The sequence below is a fragment of the Variovorax sp. P4_B11 genome (assembly GCF_056402355.1).
Map to the genome: position 1 here is coordinate 1 of NZ_JBFUHO010000158.1, position 1,170 is coordinate 1,170.

Below are 1,170 nucleotides of genomic sequence, written 5' to 3' on the forward strand. Positions count from 1 at the left end.
CTAGTGTCGTGAGTTAGAAGTTCATTGAACTAATCAAGGAGCGCCGAATCGATCGTGTACCGTATGCACACGACGAGGCGGCCATGCGAGGAAGACCTAAGACAGAACTGGTGCTGAGCGAAACCGAACGCGAGCAACTCACGGCGCTGACGCTGCGGCGCAAGACCGCACAGGCTTTGGCGTTGCGCGCTCGCATTGTTCTGGCCTGCGCCGAGGGCGTGGACAACAAGGTGGTTGCGAGCCGCCAGCGCGTGACGCAGCAGACGGTTTCGAAGTGGCGCGCCCGATTCGTCGAGCATCGGCTGGACGGACTGCTTGACGCCCCTCGGCCTGGCGCACCGCGAACGATTGACGACGCGCGGGTCGACGCCGTGATCGCCAAGACGCTGGAGAGCGTTCCCGACGCGGCGACGCATTGGAGCACACGCACCATGGCGCGCGAAACCGGCCTGTCGCAAACGGCGGTGTCTCGCATCTGGCGCGCATTCGGACTCCAGCCTCATCGCCAAGAGACCTTCAAGCTCTCCAGCGACCCGCTGTTTGTAGAGAAGGTGCGCGACATCGTCGGGCTGTACCTTGACCCGCCGCTCATGGCCATGGTCCTGTGCGTGGACGAGAAGAGCCAGATTCAGGCGCTGGATCGCACGCAGCCCTTGCTCCCCCTGGCACCTGGCATCGCCGAGCGCCGTACCCACGACTATGAGCGCCACGGCACGACCACGCTCTTCGCGGCGTTGGACATCGCCACCGGATCGGTCATCGGGGACTTGCATCGCCGCCATCGAAGCACCGAGTTCCTGCAATTCCTGCGCACCATCGAGGCCAACGTGCCGGCAGTGCTGGACATTCACCTCGTGATGGACAACTACGGAACACACAAGACTCCCGCCATCAGGAACTGGCTTGCGCGACATCCGCGCTTTCAGGTGCACTTCACGCCGACCTCTGCGTCCTGGCTGAACCAGGTCGAACGCTGGTTCGCCACCCTGACGCAGAAGTACATCCGCCGCGGCACGCATCGCTCCACGCGCCAGCTCGAACAGGCCATCAGGCACTACATCAAGATCAACAACAGCGCCCCCAAGCCGTTCGTCTGGTCAAAGACTGCCGATGACATCCTTGCGAGCGTCGAGAGATTTTGTTTGCGAACTTCTAACTCACGACACTAGA

1 protein-coding gene is annotated in these 1,170 nt (G+C 62.3%); it reads left to right on the forward strand.

What is annotated here, in order from left to right; all coding sequences use genetic code 11:
• Positions 1–83: 83 nt before the first annotated feature.
• Positions 84–1,169, forward strand: coding sequence for an IS630 family transposase (locus tag AC1DYD_RS41390; protein WP_478178495.1), 1,086 nt, complete (start codon positions 84–86; stop codon positions 1,167–1,169).
• Position 1,170 lies beyond the last annotated feature (1 nt).